At 44.3% G+C, this 20,322-nt stretch carries 20 protein-coding genes and 1 pseudogene; 11 read left to right on the top strand and 10 right to left on the bottom strand.

The window, feature by feature from the left end; genetic code table 11:
- Nucleotides 1-322: 322 nt before the first annotated feature.
- Together DFP76_RS06320 and DFP76_RS06315 are read right to left on the bottom strand one after the other, a co-directional pair.
- Nucleotides 323-787, bottom strand: coding sequence for a hypothetical protein (locus tag DFP76_RS06320; RefSeq protein WP_113873814.1), 465 nt, complete (start codon nucleotides 785-787; stop codon nucleotides 323-325).
- Nucleotides 788-848: 61 nt separating this feature from the next.
- Complete coding sequence (locus DFP76_RS06315) at nucleotides 849-1,898, bottom strand: hypothetical protein (protein WP_113873813.1); 1,050 nt, start codon at nucleotides 1,896-1,898, stop codon at nucleotides 849-851.
- 418 nt (nucleotides 1,899-2,316) lie between these two features.
- Between DFP76_RS06315 and DFP76_RS18375 the strand changes: the two are divergent.
- Nucleotides 2,317-2,607, top strand: a pseudogene (locus DFP76_RS18375) (ferredoxin reductase domain-containing protein); the annotation flags it as partial.
- A 92-nt stretch (nucleotides 2,608-2,699) separates the two neighbouring features.
- Here DFP76_RS18375 and DFP76_RS06305 read toward each other — a convergent pair.
- The 4 genes from DFP76_RS06305 to DFP76_RS06290 form a co-directional block, all read right to left on the bottom strand.
- On the bottom strand, nucleotides 2,700-2,939 hold the full coding sequence (locus DFP76_RS06305; protein ID WP_113873812.1) for a DUF2442 domain-containing protein: 240 nt from the start codon (nucleotides 2,937-2,939) through the stop codon (nucleotides 2,700-2,702).
- Nucleotides 2,940-3,021: 82 nt separating this feature from the next.
- Nucleotides 3,022-3,201 (bottom strand): DUF4160 domain-containing protein, encoded by a 180-nt coding sequence (locus tag DFP76_RS18370; RefSeq protein ID WP_220150985.1) that lies wholly within the window; start codon nucleotides 3,199-3,201, stop codon nucleotides 3,022-3,024.
- A 1,135-nt stretch (nucleotides 3,202-4,336) separates the two neighbouring features.
- A complete protein-coding gene (locus DFP76_RS06295; protein ID WP_113873811.1) occupies nucleotides 4,337-5,272 on the bottom strand; it encodes a lysophospholipid acyltransferase family protein in 936 nt (311 codons plus the stop codon).
- On the bottom strand, nucleotides 5,265-5,975 hold the full coding sequence (locus tag DFP76_RS06290; protein ID WP_113873810.1) for a 3-deoxy-D-manno-octulosonic acid kinase: 711 nt from the start codon (nucleotides 5,973-5,975) through the stop codon (nucleotides 5,265-5,267). Before DFP76_RS06290 ends, DFP76_RS06295 begins: the two co-directional genes overlap by 8 nt.
- Nucleotides 5,976-6,078: 103 nt before the next feature.
- Here DFP76_RS06290 and DFP76_RS06285 point away from each other — a divergent pair, with 103 nt between their 5' ends.
- The gene (locus DFP76_RS06285) at nucleotides 6,079-7,089 is read left to right on the top strand and encodes a glycosyltransferase family 9 protein (protein ID WP_113873809.1); all 1,011 of its coding nucleotides are present in this window, start codon (nucleotides 6,079-6,081) and stop codon (nucleotides 7,087-7,089) included.
- Between the two features lie 10 nt (nucleotides 7,090-7,099).
- Here DFP76_RS06285 and DFP76_RS06280 read toward each other — a convergent pair whose 3' ends face one another.
- Entirely contained in the window at nucleotides 7,100-8,056 is a 957-nt protein-coding gene (locus tag DFP76_RS06280) for a methylenetetrahydrofolate reductase (RefSeq protein ID WP_113873808.1), read from the bottom strand.
- 165 nt (nucleotides 8,057-8,221) lie between these two features.
- Here DFP76_RS06280 and DFP76_RS06275 point away from each other — a divergent pair, with 165 nt between their 5' ends.
- The 4 genes from DFP76_RS06275 (at nucleotide 8,222) to ppnP (ending at nucleotide 11,518) form a co-directional block, all read left to right on the top strand.
- Complete coding sequence (locus DFP76_RS06275; protein WP_245931885.1) at nucleotides 8,222-8,755, top strand: DUF1285 domain-containing protein; 534 nt, start codon at nucleotides 8,222-8,224, stop codon at nucleotides 8,753-8,755.
- An 87-nt stretch (nucleotides 8,756-8,842) separates the two neighbouring features.
- Entirely contained in the window at nucleotides 8,843-10,180 is a 1,338-nt protein-coding gene (locus DFP76_RS06270; protein ID WP_113873806.1) for a DEAD/DEAH box helicase, read from the top strand.
- Between the two features lie 102 nt (nucleotides 10,181-10,282).
- Nucleotides 10,283-11,179 (top strand): transcriptional regulator GcvA, encoded by an 897-nt coding sequence (gcvA, locus tag DFP76_RS06265; RefSeq protein ID WP_113873805.1) that lies wholly within the window; start codon nucleotides 10,283-10,285, stop codon nucleotides 11,177-11,179.
- A 48-nt stretch (nucleotides 11,180-11,227) separates the two neighbouring features.
- Nucleotides 11,228-11,518 (top strand): pyrimidine/purine nucleoside phosphorylase, encoded by a 291-nt coding sequence (gene ppnP / locus DFP76_RS06260; RefSeq protein WP_113873804.1) that lies wholly within the window; start codon nucleotides 11,228-11,230, stop codon nucleotides 11,516-11,518.
- Nucleotides 11,519-11,619: 101 nt separating this feature from the next.
- Here ppnP and DFP76_RS06255 read toward each other — a convergent pair whose 3' ends face one another.
- Nucleotides 11,620-13,308 carry a lytic transglycosylase gene (locus DFP76_RS06255; protein ID WP_113873803.1) on the bottom strand — a complete coding sequence of 563 codons (1,689 nt, stop codon included), beginning with the start codon at nucleotides 13,306-13,308 and terminating at the stop codon, nucleotides 11,620-11,622.
- 55 nt (nucleotides 13,309-13,363) lie between these two features.
- Complete coding sequence (gene gloB, locus DFP76_RS06250; RefSeq protein ID WP_113873802.1) at nucleotides 13,364-14,137, bottom strand: hydroxyacylglutathione hydrolase; 774 nt, start codon at nucleotides 14,135-14,137, stop codon at nucleotides 13,364-13,366.
- A gap of 88 nt (nucleotides 14,138-14,225) precedes the next feature.
- On the opposite strand from gloB, the gene DFP76_RS06245 reads away from it, so the two are divergent.
- From DFP76_RS06245 to dnaQ, 3 genes are read left to right on the top strand one after another with little or no spacing between them, the layout of a single operon-like run.
- Nucleotides 14,226-14,966 (top strand): class I SAM-dependent methyltransferase, encoded by a 741-nt coding sequence (locus DFP76_RS06245; RefSeq protein WP_113873801.1) that lies wholly within the window; start codon nucleotides 14,226-14,228, stop codon nucleotides 14,964-14,966.
- Entirely contained in the window at nucleotides 14,963-15,403 is a 441-nt protein-coding gene (gene rnhA / locus DFP76_RS06240) for a ribonuclease HI (protein WP_113873800.1), read from the top strand. Before DFP76_RS06245 ends, rnhA begins: the two co-directional genes overlap by 4 nt.
- A complete protein-coding gene (gene dnaQ, locus DFP76_RS06235) occupies nucleotides 15,403-16,128 on the top strand; it encodes a DNA polymerase III subunit epsilon (RefSeq protein ID WP_113873799.1) in 726 nt (241 codons plus the stop codon). The genes rnhA and dnaQ overlap by 1 nt, the downstream gene beginning before the upstream one ends.
- A 92-nt stretch (nucleotides 16,129-16,220) precedes the next feature.
- Here the strand turns inward: dnaQ and nhaB are convergent, their stop codons facing one another.
- Nucleotides 16,221-17,723 (bottom strand): sodium/proton antiporter NhaB, encoded by a 1,503-nt coding sequence (nhaB, locus tag DFP76_RS06230; protein WP_113873798.1) that lies wholly within the window; start codon nucleotides 17,721-17,723, stop codon nucleotides 16,221-16,223.
- Nucleotides 17,724-17,892: 169 nt separating this feature from the next.
- On the opposite strand from nhaB, the gene sohB reads away from it, so the two are divergent.
- Both sohB and DFP76_RS06220 read left to right on the top strand, forming a co-directional pair.
- Nucleotides 17,893-18,936: a protease SohB gene (gene sohB, locus DFP76_RS06225; RefSeq protein ID WP_425451750.1), complete on the top strand. Its 1,044-nt coding sequence runs from the start codon at nucleotides 17,893-17,895 to the stop codon at nucleotides 18,934-18,936.
- A 280-nt stretch (nucleotides 18,937-19,216) separates the two neighbouring features.
- A complete protein-coding gene (locus DFP76_RS06220; RefSeq protein WP_113873797.1) occupies nucleotides 19,217-20,302 on the top strand; it encodes a TRAP transporter substrate-binding protein in 1,086 nt (361 codons plus the stop codon).
- Nucleotides 20,303-20,322 lie beyond the last annotated feature (20 nt).

The raw sequence follows: 20,322 nt of genomic DNA, 5'->3' as shown, positions 1-20,322 counted from the left end.
ATACTGATATCTAAGGTCGAATTATTGTCTGATTTGATAGTGGTGTTTATACTTGATGTAAAAATTAGATGGGAGCAGAGTAGAATAATAGTTAATTTTACTCTGACCCCAATTATTAAAAAGCGGCTACTTACGATTAAATTTAATTTTACTCTGACCCTGATTATTACTGACGCGAGATTGAAGTCACTGCGTTTGATGGCGGAAGTGAGAGAAGGGTTGGTGGGGTAGAGGGTTAAAGGGGTAGGGTAAATTTTTTTAATTTTACTCTGGCTCTAATTAGTACCGCCCCTAATTAGTGCACGTTTTTTGTGGGCGGTTTTTAATGTGTTTGTTGTGTTTTTTGTTGAACATATATAACTTTTTGCTTTTTTGCGGGCCTTTCTAAATCAGGAAATATATAGCAATCACCATCGCTATGGTCGTTTTCTAACTTAGCCCAGAAATGCTCCTCTGTTTCACATTCTCCAAAAGCAAAATATGGTTTTCCTTGGTTATGCATTGATATCCAAACTTCAAGCTCAATTCCTGAAGCATCTCCATAGAACACATCACCTACTGGATAATCCATCCACTCTGCAATGAACTCATACTTGTCATATACATTGCTGTTACAAAACTCAGAAACAGTAGCCTCTCTATTTTTATCCAAGGCAGACCAAGCTGAATTTTCCTGAGCTTGGTCATGATTGGAAAAATCAGGTCGTAAAGCTTTAACGATTACCAGCTTCGACTCTTCGTTTCTATAAACTCTATATAAATTATAAAAATCAGTTTCTGCCGACATGATTTACCTTTAAACATAACGCCCAAAGCAGCGGTGCGAAGCATCCGACGGCCTTTTTTTGTTATGAATTTTTGTGTTCAATTGCTAGAACTCTCTGCTCTAGTTTTTTAATTTCAGCGAAGTTAACCTTGAGCTGTTCAATATCATTCTGCTCATCCTCAGAAACATTCTCATCGTCAGCATAAAAATCAACCTCTCCACCATTTTCCACAAAGTCTATGAGGCTCTTAACCGATTTCTCTAGAACTTTTAGCTTCTCGCCATCACCATTCTCATTAATATTAAGAGAAATTGATATTTCTTGAGTGATGTTCTTTAATCCTTGGCTCTTTTCTTTGTCAGCTTCTTTTTCTAGGTCATCTTCCAACTTTTTATTGTTTAGCTTTAGAGATTTAATTTCTTCAGCTTTCTTTCTTATTGTTAAAACTCTATCGGCAACCTTTAGAGCAGATAAAATAATTGTACTTGTCGTTGTTGCTATTGCTGCAATAACTGCAAGCTCGATAATTATTGATCCTTTCTGCGCACCAACAACTCGAATATCTTCAGGCGTATGATCATGCGCCATAGCAATACCACGACCGATATCCCACCAAGTGGACCCCCATTTTTTAAAATCACTCAAATTTTCCATCGCTACTTCGTTCTGGAAATGTATGCGCATTACAACATCACTATTTTCGTCGTCCTCTTCTTCATCTTCGGAAACAAGAGGAGTTAGACTTGCTTTCAACTGATCAGATTGCTTTACACCATTGCTTATATCTTGATGGATCGTAGCAATCTCAGCCGCAGCTGTAGCCATATCAAGTCCATTCTTAAAAAGAATTTCCTCCAGCTTTTCTATGCCATGAGTGCCTAGGTGACGCTCAATACCTAGCGTATCGAGCATCCGTTCCTGCTCATTGGTTAAAGATCCCGTGGATATGTCTTTTATGGTACTAATTACGTCATCCTTCTGATCTTTGAAGGGTTGCTGAGGCTGATTGTTTCTACTATTTACATTGTGCTGAAGTATCGCCTGGAGTTGCTGGTACTTTTTAGCAACATTGGCAGTTTTAATATTCTTATCTACCCAATGGGTTAATTGCAGCAGCTCTTTAACTTGCACGATCTCTCCTTAGAATTCATAAAACTTTAATAGTGCGCAGGCGTGTTTAGATAATTCAAAATTTTCTCTAATATCTTTGTAACTTATTAATAATGCTTTAAATAAGGTATTCACAAAGCCTAAAACTGGAAAAACCAGCGTTCATATAATTTGAAGGGAGTAAAAAAGGAAGAAAAATTCCTTATCAATTCATTGGTACATCCCTTATTTAAATTTCATCATAGAACAGCGTTTTGAGTTTTACCAATAAGACATTAAGTTTTTTGACGAGGAAGAATTGGATAATTAGACATTCGCTAGTGTCTGATGGCGCTGCGCTTATCAGGCCTGCATACTGTTGTTGGTGATGAGTTCGTTTGAGGTTGCTGGACTAACCCCATCCTAGCCTTCCCCTTGAAAAGGGGAAGGGACACAAAACAGCACCAGCCATGCAATACGTGAAGAGATCTATCAACTGATTGAGCACAATGACAAGCTACAACAGATCATCTACTACAGCCAACCGGATAAAAATGATGTCACAGGACAGGACTATGACATTAAAGGTAGGATCACCGCAGAAGATCTAATTGGTATTGGTGCAGAACCTTCTGCACATTATTTACTTTGCGGCCCTCTGACCTTTATCGCTGAGCTTCAGCGTAGGCTTGAGGCGGCAGGAGTTACTACTGATCGAATTCATTTTGAAACTTTTGGTAGTGCCAACTAACTTTAAGCTAAGGGGCGCTAGCATGTGGCTAAAATCCGACCGAAGTGAGTCGGCCAAAATGTTGGCGTCCCAGCGACTGGAGTGAGTGAACTTTAACGCTTTGTTATGTGACGTTTTAAAAACTCAGGTGCTAAGTCGGCACCATTCGGCCAAACCACTGTTTCTAATTCTGGGTCTACAGTAACTTTAGAAAAAAACGAAGAGTCCTTTAGAGGTTCAAAGACACTGCCAGATAGTTTGTTTTCTAAATTGACTTCACCAGCTGTACCATCGTCAAATGTTACCCACAGTTTAAAGCCGTCTAGATATTTTGCGTTTTTAACGTGAAGCATAGTTTTACTCCAATGGTGCAATGTAGTTTAGCGGTTCGCCATTTTGAGCCTTATGCCAATTCTCTTCTAGTTCAGCTCGATGCTATGAAAGCCATTCCTGAACGAATTTCGTGGCTCTGTTAGGAAGTTCCCCTTCAAGTATTGAGCCGTCAAAGGTAAAGAGAGCCTCGTAACCAGAATATTTAGCATGAAAATGGGGAGGATTATGATCGTTAAAATACATTGCGATAATAACTCCATAGAACCGGCTAATTACGGGCATTGTTTGGCTCCTTTAAACGGCGTAAGTGCTATTCTATACGGTTTATCGGGAAATAAAAAAGTGAGTCACATAACGCCCGGCTCATGCGCCGGTTTGGAGCCGAGAAGCGGCGTAGTTCCCATACTGCTCGATCCAATATCGCGAGTTCACAGTCCTTTATAAACCAAGACACCTCTAGGTATCGAAATCTTGCCCCGAACTTTTCAAGCCTATTTATGAATTTCTCGATTTGCTCTGAAAGAGCAATATCTAGTCTATCAGCAATAAGGTCTAAGTTCCTTTCTAGTCCGCAAAGCTGTGTTTGAGGACGGCTTATCTGGCCTGCATACTGTTGTAGGTGATGAGTTCATTTGAGGTTGATGGATTAACCCCATCCTAGCCTTCCCCTTGAAAAGGGGAAGGAACAAGAGATTTGGTTTGGTTGTAGATGGTTTTGTCTGATGGCGCTTCGTTTATCAGGCCTATAGATTGTTGTTGGTGATGAGTTCGTTTGAGGTTGCTGGATTAACCCCATCCTAGCCTTCCCCTTGAAAAGGGGAAGGAACACGAGATTTGGATGGCGCTGCGCTAATCAAACCTACAGATTGTTGTTTGTGATGAGTTCGTTTGAGGTTGCTTGATTAACCCCATCCTAGCCTTCCCCTTAAAAAGGGGAAGGAACAAGAGATTTGGTTTGGCTGAAATGCTTTTAAACGTAAAAAGAGGTAATGAGCAACTCAACCCTTGTCAGTTCGACGCGATCCTGATTGCGCGACCTTACGGTCTTCCCAAGTCAGTAACCGAAGACCTTTCTCCAACCATAATAACAGCTCAACACCTTACAATAGTGAACCCTGTGCAAACATTGGCAACATCCGGAAGCAATGAGCCCTTATGATTCTGAAAAAGATTTTTTGGTAACTTTTGCATCGTTTGGCAAAAGTTACCCGCTCAGCAGAGCGGAAAAATGCTCCCTAAACAAAGCCAATAAGAGGAATTCTGAATAGCCTAAGGAACAGTGAATTTGAGGTTGCTGGATTAACCCCATCCTAGCCTTCCCCTTGAAAAGGGGAAGGGACGCGAGATTTGGTTTGGCTGCCCTTGAAAAGGGGAAGGGATGCGAGATTTTATCAGGTGTAAATAGTTATAAAACAATTTACCGTTTTTTGATCTTATAAGGTGAAGGATCCTGCCGGTTCTTCTGCGTTTTAAATCGTCGGTGTGACCAGAAGTATTGCTCTGGCTTAGTTTCGATTTGTTTTTCTATTAACGAGTTGAGTAGGGTGGCGTCCGCCACTTCGTCTCCCGTTGGGTAGCCTTTTACTTCTTGCAGGGACAAGACATAGCCGTCTTTAGTACGGCCGTAGTCGTACATTAATATGGTGGAGCCGGTAGATTTGGCTAAGCGGCTGATGTGGGAGATGGTGGCGCATTCGCGACCATAGAAGGGGGCAAAGACGGAGCTTTTACGTCCGTAGTCTTGGTCAACGGCAAACCACACAGCCTTGTTGCCTTTTAATGAGCGAAATATTTCTTTGGTGTTTTTGCGCTCTATGGTTTTGCTGAACACGGCTTGGCGTTGGCGTTCCATCACCCAGTTCATCACTGGGTTTCTTTGTAGCTTGTAAATGGGGTGAACATCAATGAAGCGGGCGATCTGGGTGCCGCATAAATCAATGGAGGAAAAGTGTGCGCCAACTATGATACAGCCTTTGCCTTTTGTAATGGCTTTTTGAACCACGTCTTGGTCGTTGAAGGTGACTTTTTGTGCTGTTTTCTCTGGGTTGCGGAACCAAGCGGTAAACATTTCAAAGACGCCAATGGCCATGCTTTCAAAGTGGGCCTTGGCGAGTTTTTCTCGGTCGTTTGCTGACAGGTCAGGGAAGCAGATTTGCAGGTTTGTATGGCAAATCTCTTTTCGTCGGCTGCTCAGGGCATAGTGCAATTTGCCAAGGCCTGTGCCTAAGGCTTTTTGTATTGTCCAAGGCAGGAAGCTGAGTAAATAGGCAATGCCCATGCCCAGCCAAGTTGGCCAATGTTGTGGGGCAATAAAGTGTTTGATGCTTTGATTTAAGGTGGTTTTTTTAGCCATGGTATCCTGCCAACAGCGCCGTCCATTGTGCGTCTGTTACTGTAAATTCTGGGTATTTCGTCGCTTCTTTGTTGAATGAGCGTTTTAGTCGGTCGAGGTTGTTTTGCATCCAGCTTGAGTGAGGCTTTTTTTGTTGGCACTTATCAAAGTCGATCAGCCAGACTTTGCTGGTGTTATCTATCATGATGTTGTGACAGTTTAAGTCTGAATGAAAAATGCCAGCTTGATGAAAGCGAGCAATGACACGTCCTATTTCTTTCCAGTTTAGTTGATCATTTTGTTGCTGCTTAATCAGGTCAAATAAATCCGTCGCGCCTTCTATTGTCTCAGTGAGCAATTCTGCTTGGTAAAAGCCTTTGTCTATTTGGCAGATGGCGGCGATGGGTTTGGGAACGGGTAAGCCTTGATTGTGCATGGTTTCGAGCAGGCTCAGTTCTTGCCATGGGCGTGTACGCTGCAGTCCTGAAAACACGAAATGACGTTTGCTCAGTTTGGCAATTAAGCCACCACGGCGATAGCGACGTAAAACAAATTTGCCGTATTGGCTATCAATAAACCACACATCCCCGCGGCCGGTTCCCGTTCCTTTCACAGCGTTTTGTTGTTGCCAGAAATCGGTATTAAACCAGTCTTGTGTGATGGGCAGTTGGGTGTCGCTCTGCATTAAATAGCCATGAGGCTTGGTTTTAATCAGTTGTGGCATTTTGCTCGCTTAGGGTAATTCTTATCGTGTTCAGAAATTTGGACACTTTCCAGACCGGCTATTCTATAATACTTGCCGACGTTAAGCAGCCCTAGAGGAAGAGATGCAGCAAGATAAAATTCAACACCTAGCCGTGGTTCGTTTGTCAGCGCTAGGTGACGTTTGTCATGCCATGGCCGTGGTGCAAGCGATTATGAAGCAACACCCTGAGATGCAGGTGACTTGGATAACCTCACCACTTGAAGCCAATTTAGTTCGCTTATTGCCTGGGGTAGACGTCAAGGTATACAACAAAAAATCAGGGTTTAAGGGGATTTGGGCTTTGCGCAAAGAGCTTGCTGGGCAGCAGTTCGATGCCTTATTGCATCTACAGTGGTCGTTGCGTGCCAGTTTGCTGACCTTGGCGGTGAAAGCCAAACGTCGCATTGGTTTTGCTTTGTCTCATTCTCGTGAAAAACAGCATTGGTTTGTTAATGAGTTGGCCCCTGAGCCACAAGGTGAGCATGTGCTGGATTCATTTCTTTCGATTGCCAGTGTGCTGGGTGTCACTGCGCCAAGTTTGCCCTGTGAGTTGACCTTGCCAGCTCATGAATTTGATTTGCCTGAGCACTATGTTGTGATCAATCCAGCGGCATCTACCGCTGTGCGTAATTGGACGTTTGAGGGTTATAAGGCCTTACTAGAGCATCTATTAGTCAAGGGGAAGGTTCCTGTGTTGACGGGTGGGCCCGCTGATAGTGAGCGAGAGTTGGCGGAAAAGTTGGTCGCACAAACGTCTTCTGAGGTGATTAACTTGGTGGGTAAAACACCTTTGAATGCCATGTTGTCGGTGCTGAAAGGCGCGCAATTAGTGATTAGTCCTGATACTGGTCCTGCGCATATGGCAACTTTGGTCGGCACGCCTGTATTAGGTTTGTATGCTCATTCCAATCCACAGCGCACTGGTCCTTACCGTGATTTGGACAAGGTGATTAGCGTGTATGAAGAGGGCATTGCTAAAGAATACGATAAGCCGTTGGCAGAGTTGCCTTGGTCGACTCGCGTGCATGACCCTGAGGCCATGCAGGCAATTCGTATCGAACGGGTATTGCAGCAGGTGGATTCGCTGATTTAACTCTTTTGAATTACTTTAAACCTTGCTCGGCCAGTTTAAGGTCGAGCGTGGCTTTTAATAAACGATACAGTTGAATGGAAGCGTCGATTTCTTCCTTGCGGTTGGTCAAGCTTTCGATGTTTAGACCCAGCGGCACGCCAAGGGGTAACGCTACTTCAATAATTTGCTCTAAGGCATTGCGGCAAATTTTAATGGATTCATCTAACGGTATTTCCGAGTCCAAAATGCGATGCTTGGTCGCTTCTGGAACTGAGATACCAAGCCATTCCATGAATTCTAGAGTTTTGGCGCTGCCGCAAGGTGTAAAGGTTAAGATAATGCGCTTTGGCGTGTTGCCTTCTTCTTTGCAGGTACGTGCGTAGCGACTGATTAGGTCCGCTGTTGCCTGTGGATCGTAAACGGCTTGTGAAATGAAAAAATCACAACCTGCGTTGGCTTTTTTGATCAAACGAAGGTGTTCATCGCCTTTTTTGGCATGGCGCTCGGCTATGGTGACACCACCTAAGTTAAAGTCATGCTCGGAAGCGGCTAAGGTCTTATAGGCTTCTGGTAGTGGCAGTTTGATGTCACCATCTGAAGACGGGGAGCCTACTAATACTAGGTCACGAATGCCGTAATCTTCCCATGCCTCTGTTAACCAGCCAGAAAAGGCTTCGGCGCTGCGTGAAGACACTGACTTGTAGGTGACGACTGGCTTGTCTGAGGCCAGATGAAGACGTTTCGACCAAGCTCTTGGGTCGTGAGTTTCCATGAAAGGGAACGGGCGTGGCTTATCGATACGGCTGGTTTCGTCTTGGATGTCGTAGACAATCAAGCCATCCACATCAATGTCGGCCAGTCGATTCAGTAGTTTCGTGCTGATTTCTTGTAATTGCTCATCTTGTACAGAGGATTTTGGTGGTGTCGTACCGATAAAATAGACGCCTCTACTTGCGTCCTGAAACTTTCTTGCCAATTCCGATTTCATAATGTCACACTCTTATTCTGTGAGGCTGTGGTTTAGGCCTCCAATTCATTCAATGTGGTTATTCTATCAGTGAATGATTTTCACGGCTTCTCTATGAAGTTGAATAATATTGAAGTTAAAGTGAGGCGGGCTAATTTGTTAGCCCTACGGTAAGGGGTTGTGGTCATGATTGACTTAAAAGAGTTGCCAGATAATGAGGCGTTACCACCGGTACACCAATGGCAGCCGGACTTTTGTGGTGACATGGATATGTTGATCAAGGCTAACGGGGATTGGATTCATGAAGGTGGAAAAATTCATCGTCCGGCGATGGTAAAAATGTTCAGTCGTATTTTATGGCAAGAGGCGGGGGAGCATTTTTTGGTGACCCCAGTGGAAAAGGTACGTATACAAGTTGAGGACGCGCCATTTCTGGTCACTCAGTGGCGTCGTATTGAAACGACAGCAGGGTGGGCTTATGAGTTCACCACTGCCACAGAGGATGTGCTGGTGTTGGGTGAGAACACAGACCTTTGGTTGGCAGATTTTCAAGGTGAGCAGCGGCCTTACCTTAGTATGCGATATGGTATGAAGGCATTAATTGGTCGTTCCGTATTTTATCAACTGACGGAATGCTTGGAGCCTGTTACGGTGGGTGAAGAAAGTGGTTTAGGCTTGATCAGTGCTGGGAAATCTTACCTTTTAATGCAAGATGAATAAGGTATTTTTCTGCGTCTGAGTTATAATCACGACAATTATGAAATTGACCCGTTAGGGGTTATCTAGCAGACGTATTGAGGTGTTTTTTTGTTATTCGAAGATTTTGGTTTTGATAATCGTATTTTAAAGTCCATTGGTCACCTTGGCTTTGATGAGGCGACGGAAATTCAAGCACGTGCGATTCCTGAAGCCATGGCTGGTCGTGACTTATTGGCCTCTTCGAAAACCGGTTCTGGTAAGACGTTAGCCTACATTTTGCCTGCCCTGCATCGAGTATACAAAAAGAAAGCCTTGTCGCGTCGTGATCCTCGTGTGGTTATTCTGGTGCCGACTCGAGAATTGGCCAAGCAAGTCTTTGGGCAGTTACGTTTGTTGCTAGCAGGTAGCCGTTTGACGTCTGTGTTGATTTTGGGGGGTGAAAACTTCAATGATCAGCATAAGTCATTACAAAAAGATCCGCATTTCATCGTCGCAACACCTGGGCGATTGGTCGACCATTTGAAACAGCGTCACTTGTATTTGGAAGGGTTGGAGTTGTTGATCCTTGATGAAGCCGACCGCATGCTGGATTTAGGCTTTGCGGATGCCATGAGAGCGATCAACAATGCGGCCAATCATCGCCAGCGCCAAACACTGTTTTTCTCGGCGACGCTGGATAATACCGATGTTAATGTGATGGCTGCGGAATTACTAAAAGAACCTTCTCGTGTGGCGATTGGACAAGGTTATGACGAGCACAAAGACATCCAGCAGCATGTATTATTGTGTGATCATTTGGATCATAAGCAAGCTTTGCTGAAACACTTGTTGTCAGAACAAAGCATCAAACAAGCCATTATTTTTACGGCCACCAAGGCCGATACCGTCCGCTTAGCTGAGTTGGTTGCTGAGTGGGGAATGACCACTCAAGCATTGAATGGCGATTTATCACAAAGCGCGCGTAATAAGACCATGGAGAGCTTTGCGAAAGGCCAGTTTGACGTATTGGTCAGTACGGATTTGGCTTCCCGTGGTTTAGACATTGCCAGTGTGTCTCATGTTTTTAACTTTGATCTACCTAAACAAGCAGAAGAGTTTGTGCACCGTACGGGCCGAACCGGTCGAGCGGGTTTTAAAGGAGATGCGTATTCTTTGGTTGGGCCAAAAGATTGGTTAAGTTTTAAAGCGATTGAAGCCTTCCTACAAAAAACCTTTACGCTTGAAAGCGTGGAAGGTCTGGAGGCGAAGTTTAAAGGGTTAGCGCCAGCTAAGCCTAAGAAAGCCAATACGGTGGTTAAAAAGGATTCTAAAGCGCCTCGTAAAGCGTCTCAAAAGAAAAAGTCTTCACCGGTACGGAAGCGTTTTCACGAAGACCGTCAAGATGGTTTTGAGGCCTTTAAGTTACCTGTTAAGCGAACTAAATCCTCATTGTCCGATGAAGAGTAAATGATAACGAATGTTATTTATAAAGAATCAAAAAAATCGCATGATATTGATCTAACTGTGATCTATATTCACATTACGAATTGATTCTATGGAGAAAAGCTTATTAATCGTTTACCCCCATTAAATTCATTAAGGTGTTTTGAATCGGCTGCTCGTCATGGCAGCTTTAATAAAGCGGCCAAGGAGTTGTCCGTTACACCTTCTGCGATTAGTCACCAAATAAAAGGCCTTGAGGGCTTTTTAGGGATTGAATTATTCCGTCGGACTAAGCGCAAAGTTATTTTAACGGAAGCTGGGGAGTCTTATCTAAAGCCCATCAAGAGCATTTTTGAGCAACTAGAAAGTGCCACATCAGAATTAAAGAGCCAGCAAAAGTCTGGCTCCTTGAGACTGGCGGTGGCCCCCGCTTTCTTGACTCGTTGGTTAATGCCGCGAATGGAAAGCTTTCAAGAAAGCTATCCTGACATTGAAATTGAAATCAGTTCTTCAACGGGATTGGTGGATTTTGCAGCGAATGACATTGATATGGCGGTGTATTTTGGCAGTGGCGAATGGGAAGGTATTGAAGCCCATTATTTACGCCCTTCAAGATTAGCGCCCGTTTGTAACCCTCGTTTGATTAAGCCTGATCGTCCGATCAACAAACCAGACGACATGCGTTTTTATCCTTTGTTACACGTCACTAAGCGAAAAGATGAATGGAATGATTGGCTTAAACAGCATGATCTAGACCCTAATCAATTTCGTCGTGGCTTGATGTTCTCTAGTGGTTCTTTAACGGCAGGCGCGGCGGCTCAAGGCTTAGGTATTTCTTTGTCTGATCCGGAATTGGTGATGCCGGAAATTGTCGATGGTACGTTGCGGGTCTTGTTTGATCAGCACTTAATAACCGATAAAGCCTTTTATTTAGTGTATGAAAAGCGACGTTCTGTGACCCCAGCCATGTTGGCGTTTAAGGAATGGATTATCGAAAAAATGGTGGTTGACGATGAAGGCTAAAGCCAAAACCTTTTCCGTGATTTTAGTATGTTGAAATGAGAGAAAGATATGAGTAAGGCGTTAATGGTAAACAGTTATTTTGACGATCAAGTGAAATCAATTGCCTTAGACAATGCGGAAGGCGTGTCTACGGTTGGTGTTATGCAAATCGGTGAGTATGAGTTTGGCACCAGCCAGCGTGAGTACATGACGGTTGTGTCGGGGAGTTTGACGGTAAAATTACCAGGTGAGTCGGATTGGCAAACCTTTACCAAAAACCAAACCTTTATCGTAGAAGCCAATCAAAGCTTTGGTGTGAAAGTGACAGAAGTCACTGCTTATCATTGTCGCTACGAATAAAAGTTAAGCCGAATAAAGGTCACAAAAAAGGCTGATTCCGAATGGAGTCAGCCTTTTTTAATGGTAATGTCGACAGCCCAGTTTAATGGCTGTCGTTGTGATTAGTTACCAGCCACCACATTGATCATCAGGGTAACACGGTCACCTGGTTGGACGTATTTTTTGCTGCCCACTCTAGGGTTCCAGTCACGAATGTCATTCACGGAGACTTTGAACTTGTTCGCTACTTTCGCTAGGGAGTCACCTGAGCGAATGGTATAAACCACTTTTTTCATGACGCTGCGCTGCGCAGTTTGAGATTTTTTGGGCTCTAACCAAACTACCAATTTTTTACCCGGCATAAGTGGGTCGCCCAATCCCATGCCATTCCAGCGTGCTAAGGTTTTGCTGGTGGTGCCATACTTGTTGGCGATCAGCCACAGGCTATCACCTGGGTTTACTGTATAGTTGATTTTGATTTTGTTACGGTTAGGCGCTCTGGATTGCTTAGCAAGCAAACGTTGGTGAGAGCTTAAGGTGTAACTTTCAATGTCATTACCCGCCACAGGAATCATCAACTCTTGGCCAACTCGAATCAAAGACGATGAAATCTTATTAACACTCTGTAGAACGTTCACTGTGGTGTTGTGCTGTTTTGCCACAAGCAATAAGTTGTCGCCAGCTTTTACCGTATAACGTACCCAGGTGACACGCTCTTTATTTGGTATTTCGGCCAGTTTAGTGCGGAAATTTTTCGCTTTGCTGACTGGCATCAAAAGACGATGCGGGCCATCTGGCGACGTCGCCCATTGGTTGAAACCTGGGTTAAGCAAATACACTTCATCAATGCTGATGCCTGCCATTTGGGCTGCTTGCGCAAGGTCAAGCTGACCGCCTATGTTGACCACATCAAAGTAAGGCTTGTTAGGAATAAAGTAGGTTTCGTAATTGTACTTTTCTGGATTTTTGATGATTTTGGCTAGGGCAATCAGTTTTGGCACGTAAGCACGGGTTTCGCGTGGTAGATCCAAAGACCAGAAGTCGGTAGGCTTGCCAGCGCGTTTGTTCTTACGAATCGCACGCATTACCGTACCTTCACCAGAGTTGTAAGAGGCTAGGGCGTGTAACCAATTGCCATCAAACATTTTGTGCAAACGGGTTAGGTAAGCAATGGCGGCTTGGGTGGAGCCAATGATGTCACGACGTCCGTCATACCACCAAGTTTGGTCCAAGCCATACATTTGACCTGTAGATGGAATAAATTGCCACGGGCCGGAAGCACGTCCATGACTGTAGCCAAACGGATCAAAGCCACTTTCAACAATCGGCAATAGGGCGATTTCAGTTGGAATGCCAGCTTTTTCTAGTTCGTCAACAATGTAGTACAAATAGCGCTCACCGCGTTTAGACACTCGATCTAAATAGCGAGGGTGTGAGCTGTACCAACGTAGCTGTGAAGACAGGCGTGGGCGGTCGATGTCTAAATTCAGCTGATAGCCAGCACGAACTCGATCCCAAATGTCTTCTGGTTCTTTTGGCTCATTCTCCACAATGACAAGGTCATCAGCTTCTTCTACTTCAATGATCTCATCGTCTGTAGCGGCAGCGAGCTCTTCTGCTGTTGCTTCATCGACATCGACCGCTGGTACGGTGTCGATAATGCCAATGTGTTCAGGATTGGCTTCAACCACTTGTGCTTCTTCTGTGGTTTCGAGGGTATCTGATGCGTTGCTTGTTTCGACCTTAGAGACCGTTTGGCACGCCGTTAGGAGTAGGCTTGTTAAACAAACCCATAATAATTTATATGTCATGAAGGGTCACAAAATTGAGTAAAGTTTCGCCATTTTATCGAGCTGAATATTCAGGTCAACTAAAACTGTCTTTTGCTCGCCTTACTTGACCGAAAGTGGCGCTCGGTTGATCCGCTATTTCTTCGCTAAGTTGCTGTGCAGCTTGAATTTTTACGGTCTCTACATGAGAACGTAAAAATGGATTGGTTTTTTTCTCTAATTCCAGCTTGCTCGGTAAGGTGACTTGCTTTTGTTGGCGTAACGTTTGGCAAGTTAAATTGGCATCTATTAGGCTCTGATTTTCAGGCTCAAGGGACAAAGCGAAGCGATAATTTGCGAGGGTGTATTCGTGCGTACAGTACACTAGGGTATCATCAGGCAGGGCTGAGATTTTTTGCATGGCGGCTAACATCTGTTCCGCAGTGCCTTCCATGATGCGTCCACAGCCGCCACGGAAAAGTGTGTCGCCGCTAAACAGTATCGGGGTGGGTTGGTCACTGAAATAACACAGATGATCCAGTGTGTGTCCTGGGGTTTCTAAGACGCGAAACGATCGCTCAAAAATGTTAACTTGGTCGTCTTCCGCCATTGGGTGTGTAATCAAATGGGTTAAATGAGCGGGACCAAAAACCGGACATTGGAATGTTTCTTTTAACTCAGCTACGCCACCTGTATGGTCTTTATGGTGGTGAGTAATAAGAATGCCGGCTAATTGTTTGTCATTTTGTTGGCAGTAATCCTGTACGACATTGGCATCACCTGGATCAATCGCCCAGATGAGGGAGCTATCATTGTGGCGGATTATCCAGATATAATTGTCTTGAAAGGCCGGAAGCGGAAAAATAATCATAAACTTTCTACTTTAATAAGAAGTCGATGTAAATCATGGCGTATCAAAGTTGGACTGGCGTCATGACGCGATAAAGAGATTTCATTGTATGTTGGATGATCAATCAAGACAATTGTTTCAAAACTGGTATGAAACGCCGCTTGGGGTGGATTTATTACAGTGTGAGCTGCAGCAGATTGAGGCGGAGTTAGACCTTGCCATTGGGTATTATTTGGTGTGCCAATCGCCTTTAAAACAATTCGCTATAAAGCATGATCGGTTACGTGAAAACTTGTTGATCGCGCCTACCCTAGAGCTGGGAGCGTCGGTAAACACTGTGGTAGCAAAGGCCTCCGAATTGCCATTTGAATCGGACGGTGTGGATGTTCATGTGTTTCACCATACCCTTGATGTCTCTTCCAGTCCTCACGATGATTTACGTGAAGCCGCACGGACGTTATTGCCAAGTGGCAAAATAGTCATTGTTGGGTTTAACCCATGGAGTTGGTGGGGGATGAGAAGGGTGTTTTCCAAGCGTGTCAAAGCGCCTTGGTGTGGTCGTTTTATTCGTTATCAAAGACTGGAAGACTGGTTAAAAGTCGCAGGCTTGACCCTAGAGAGTAAGCATTTTATCTATTATGAGCCGCCATTACAGAGTGCGAAATGGCGTGGCCGTTTTAACTGGTTAAATCGTTTATTTAAAGCGTTGAAATTACCATTTGGCGGGGTTTATGTGATGACCGCAACAAAACATGTGAAACGCAATATTCCTTTAAGACCTCGTTGGTCAAGAGCGCGAGTTCGTGTTCCGCCATTAACAAAACCAACCGCAAAAGAGATGAAAGAGTGAAAGAAGTTGTAATTTATACTGATGGTGCATGTAAAGGTAATCCTGGCATAGGTGGCTGGGGCGCTTGGTTAACTTTCGGTGGCCATGAGAAACGTTTATGTGGTGGCGAGCGTGACACGACCAATAATCGAATGGAATTAATGGGCGCCATTGAAGGTCTGAAAGCATTAAAAGAAGCGTGTGAGGTTACCTTATACACGGACTCTTCTTATGTTCAGAAAGGCATTACGCAATGGCTGGCGGGTTGGAAAAAGAAGGGCTGGATGACGGCGTCAAAACAACCTGTTAAAAACAAAGATCTATGGCAAGCATTGGATGAAGCTTGTCAAAAGCATCAGGTGACTTGGAAATGGGTAAAGGGTCATGCTGGCATTGAAGGTAATGAAATTGCTGATCAATTGGCGAATCAAGGTATTGAGGAGTTGAGGGCGCAATAATGAGACAAGTTATACTGGATACTGAAACAACGGGTATTGATCCGAAACAGGGTCATCGAATCATTGAAATCGGTTGTGTGGAAATGGTTGGCCGCAAGCTAACCAAAAACCACTTTCACGTTTACATCAATCCTGATCGTGAAGTGGAAGAAGAGGCGTTTCGAGTTCACGGTATCAGTAATGAATTTTTGGCGGATAAGCCAAGGTTCCATCAGGTCGCCCAAGAATTTTTCGAGTTCATTAAAGGGGCTGAATTAATCATTCACAATGCACCGTTTGATATTGGTTTCATCGACCATGAATTTGCTTTGCTTGGAGCCGGTTATCCGAAAGTAGCAGAGGTTTGTGGCGTCTTTGATAGCTTGGTTTACGCTCGTAAAAAGCATCCAGGTCAGAAAAATAACCTAGACGCCCTATGTAAGCGTTACGGCATTGATAATTCCCATCGTGATTTGCACGGCGCTTTATTGGATTCGGAAATCCTAGCCGATGTGTATTTATTGATGACGGGTGGTCAAACCAGTCTTGGTTTGGCAAATAACTCGGATTCAGATTCAAGTGAAGAGGGTGATGTGGGCGAAATTCGCCGTTTATCGCCTGAACGACCTGCGTTAAAAGTGATTCGTGCCAGTGAAGAAGAATTACAGGCGCACGAAGAACGCTTGGATTTGATTGAGAAGAAAGCTGGGCAAGCCTTGTGGCGAGCGAATCAATCAGCTCAATAAAGAATCCGTCGATGTCATAAAAAATGCCCGCTTACTCAGGCCTAAATTCAGGAGTAAGCGGGCATTTTTATATCAAGTGCTTGCTGATTTGATTACAGAAAGTAGCTAACGCATAGGCCGCCAACGAGGCTCAATACGATGGTATATGGCAATGCCATCCAAACCATTTTGCCATAAGAAAGGCGCAATAGTGGGGCGATTGCAGACGTTAGCAAGAACAGAAAAGCCGCCTGTCCGTTTGGTGTCGCAACACTGGGCAAGTTAGTCCCTGTATTAATGGCCACCGCTAGCGTATTGAAATGCTCACGGCTAATCAAGCCGCTGTCTAAAGCCTGTTTCACTTCACCAATGTAAACGGTTGCTACGAACACGTTGTCACTGATGGCAGAGAGTAGGCCGTTGGCGATAAAGAACATTAGAGGTTGGGTTTCCGTTGGCAGATTAAGAACCACATCGATAATAGGCTGGAATAAGTGTTGCTCGTGAATGACAGAAACAATGGTGAAAAACACCACTAGCAAGGCTGTGAAGGGCAGAGCTTCTTTAAAAGCATTGCCAATTTGATGCTCTTCTGTGATGCCGTTAAAGGCTGTTAATAACACAATGACCATCAGACCGACTAAGCCCACTTCGGCTACGTGGAACGCCAAAGAAAAAATCAAGACGATTGCCACAATGCCTTGGATAATCAACTGAGCTTTGTGACGAGCCGTGCTTTTTTGTGATTCTTCTTTCTCGAAGTTTTTCAAAATATTGCGCACGTTTTCTGGTAGGTGTGCACCGTAATCAAACCATCTGGTTTTCTCAAGCACAATCACGGTTAACAAACCGCACACCAAAACTGGCATAGAGATTGGGGCGACGCGGATGAAAAACTCGAGGAAATCCCAACCAGCAGTTTTGGCAATCAATAGGTTTTGTGGCTCGCCCACTAAAGTAGAAACACCACCCAGTGCCGTACCAATGGCACCGTGCATCAACAAGCTTCGTAAGAAGGAGCGAAATTCTGCGAGGTCACTTTGGTTTACCGGCAGTACCTTGTCGTCGCTGTTAGGGTTGTGTTTGCCACTACTGGTCTGATCCGAGGCAACCTTGTGGTATACAGAGTAAAAACCGACGCTGACGCTGATTAATACGGCTGTTACCGTTAAGGCATCTAGAAAAGCAGACATGACGGCGGCAGCGAAGCTGAACACCAAAGAAATAATGACCTTGGAGCGGATTTTTACCAAGAGCTTGTTGAAAATAAACAACAGCATGCCTTGCATAAAGTAGATGCCCGCCACCATGAACATCAGCAACAATATGACATCGAAGTTTTTAATGACTTCGTGATACACGCCATCACTATTGGTTAGGCCTAATAATACCGCTTCTAATGCGATCAAACCGCCAGGTTGTAGTGGGTAGCATTTCAATGCCATGGCAAGGGTAAAAATAAACTCTATGATGAGTAGCCAGCCGGTGATGAAAGGCCCTAATGTCACTACTGCAATAGGGTTTAGAATTAAAAAGGCGATCACCACTTGCTTGTACCAGAGAGGCGAGCTGCCGAGGAAATTATTTCCCAGAGCATGGGATATAGAGGTTTTCATTAAGAGCTCCTTAAACGTAACTTGCGTGCAAGTTTTTTGCTTATTTTTAGATGCGCTGAATAATAAGGGATAAACAAGCTTGTATCTACGGTGAAAATGCATAAAAACCATTGTTATTTGCGTTTTATGCCCCATTATTACAAAGACTTATAGAATTTAGAGGAAGATGATGTTGGAATTTCTAACGGACTATGCCGGTTTTTTGTTGAAGTTGGTTAGTGTCGCTATCGTGATTGGTGTGTTACTGGCGATGGTCGCAAATGGAAAACGTAAATCGCAGCCAGGCAGTTTGTCGGTGACTAAGCTGAATGAAAATTACGATTCCATGAAAGATGACTTGGATCGTCAATTGCTCGATAAGAAAACACTAAAAAGCCAGTTGAAAGAAAAGAAGAAGCAAGAAAAGCTAGAGAAAAAAGCCAATAAGAAGGCACCTAAGGAAACCGAAGAAGCACCGAAAAAACGCCTTTATGTATTGGACTTCGACGGTGATATTAAAGCCTCAGCTGTGGCTTCAATGCGCGAAGAAATTACCGCTATATTGAGTGTGGCGACGGCAAAAGATGAAGTGGTCGTGCGTCTTGAAAGTGGTGGTGGTATGGTCCACAGCTACGGTCTAGCGGCGTCTCAGTTGCAGCGTATTCGTGAAGCGAACATTCCCTTGACGATTTGTGTCGACAAGGTGGCCGCCAGTGGTGGTTATATGATGGCGTGTGTCGCCAATAAAATTGTCGCGGCTCCTTTTGCCATTTTGGGGTCGATTGGTGTGGTGGCTCAAGTGCCTAACGTTCACCGTCTGTTGGATAAGAGTTTGATTGACGTGGAGCTTCATACGGCTGGCAAATACAAGCGTACTTTGACGATGTTGGGTAAGAACACTGATGAAGGACGTGAAAAATTCAAACAAGACCTAGAAGACACGCATGGTTTGTTTAAGCGTTTTGTATCCGAGCAGCGTCCTCAGCTCGATATTGAAGAGATCGCAACGGGTGATACTTGGTATGGCCGTGAAGCGCTGGAAAATAAACTGGTTGATGACGTTATGACCAGTGATGCTTATTTGGTGGCGCAATATAAAGATTCAGAGGTTGTGCAGGTGTCTTATAAGCAACCGAAAGGCATGGCCGAACGTTTTGGTTTGTCTGTGTTTTCAGCGTTTGAGCAAAAGGCCGTCACTTGGCTTGGTAAATTGACTCAATCACGAGGCTTCTAAACGCCCTAAGAATAAAGGCCGCCCCTCTTTATTGTTGCGGCGGCTTTTTATTTACCTATGGTGTGTATTTTCCCCTTCCTTTATCTGTCGTCCTGACTGACTTCGATGCTATTTAGGCCGTGTTGTGATCGCCTTTTCTAAGTAGAAATACTGAGTCTCACTACGTAGTTTTTTCTTTTGTGTCGGTATTCGTACGAATTGTTTACACTTTTTAGACGGGCGATGATCCATCCTGCTTGATCCAAACAATAAAAAACAAGACAACAGGATGATAAAAACAATGAAATCCTTAAAACTGACAACGCTTGTTGCTGCAACCGCAGTAACCCTAAGTGCGATTTCTCTGCCTGCCTTTGCTGCTGACAGAGTCTATAAACTGAAAATGGCCGAAACTTGGTCATCTAACTTTCCGATTTTCGGTGATGCGCCACGTAATATGGCTCGTATTGCTGAAGACATGTCCAATGGTCGCTTAAAAATCACCATCGACTCTGCTAACAAGCACAAAGCACCACTCGGTGTGTTCGATATGGTTCGTTCTGGTCAATATGATATGGGTCACTCTGCGTCGTATTACTGGAAAGGCAAAGTGCCAAATACCCTATATTTCACGACTATGCCATTTGGGATGATCACCCCAGAGCAGTATGGTTGGTTCTACTATGGTGGTGGCATGGACTTGATGCAAAAAGTCTATAAGCCATTTGGTCTGCTGTCTTTCCCAGGTGGTAATACGGGGAACCAAATGGGCGGCTGGTTTCAAAAAGAGATTAATTCTTTAGAAGACCTACAAGGTCTGAAAATGCGTATTCCTGGCTTTGCTGGTGAAGTGCTAGCGAAACTGGGCGCTAAACCAACGAATATTGCCTCTGGTGAGCTTTATACAGCACTAGAGCGTCGTACTATCGATGCGCTTGAGTGGGTTGGTCCTTCCCTTGATTTGCGCATGGGTTTCCACAAGATTGCGCCATACTACTACACAGGTTGGCATGAGCCAGCAACGGAGCTTCAGTTCCTAGTCAATGAGCGTACTTGGAAAAAACTACCAGAAGATCTTCGTGAAATCCTTCGTACGTCAATGAAGTTGGCTTCTTATGATATGTACATTCAGTCTTATCATGAAAGCGCTGAAAACTGGGCGACGATGAAAACGGAATACCCGAATGTTCAGGTAAAAACCTTCCCGAGAGACGTGTTGGTAGCTATGAGAAAAGCCAACCAAGAACTGCTTGATGAAAAAGCAGCGGAAGATCCTTTAGCGAAAGAGATTTTGGATTCTCAAGCGGATTACCTGAAAAAGGTACGTGTTTGGACCAATATTTCAGATCGTGCCTACCTTGATAGTGTTGATAGCCTAGCTGAATAAAACCTCTAAACAAGGCGAAT

It is taken from the genome of Marinomonas aquiplantarum, assembly GCF_003314975.1.
Lineage (GTDB): Bacteria > Pseudomonadota > Gammaproteobacteria > Pseudomonadales > Marinomonadaceae > Marinomonas > Marinomonas aquiplantarum.
This window is presented reverse-complemented; position numbering and strand designations above follow the sequence as displayed.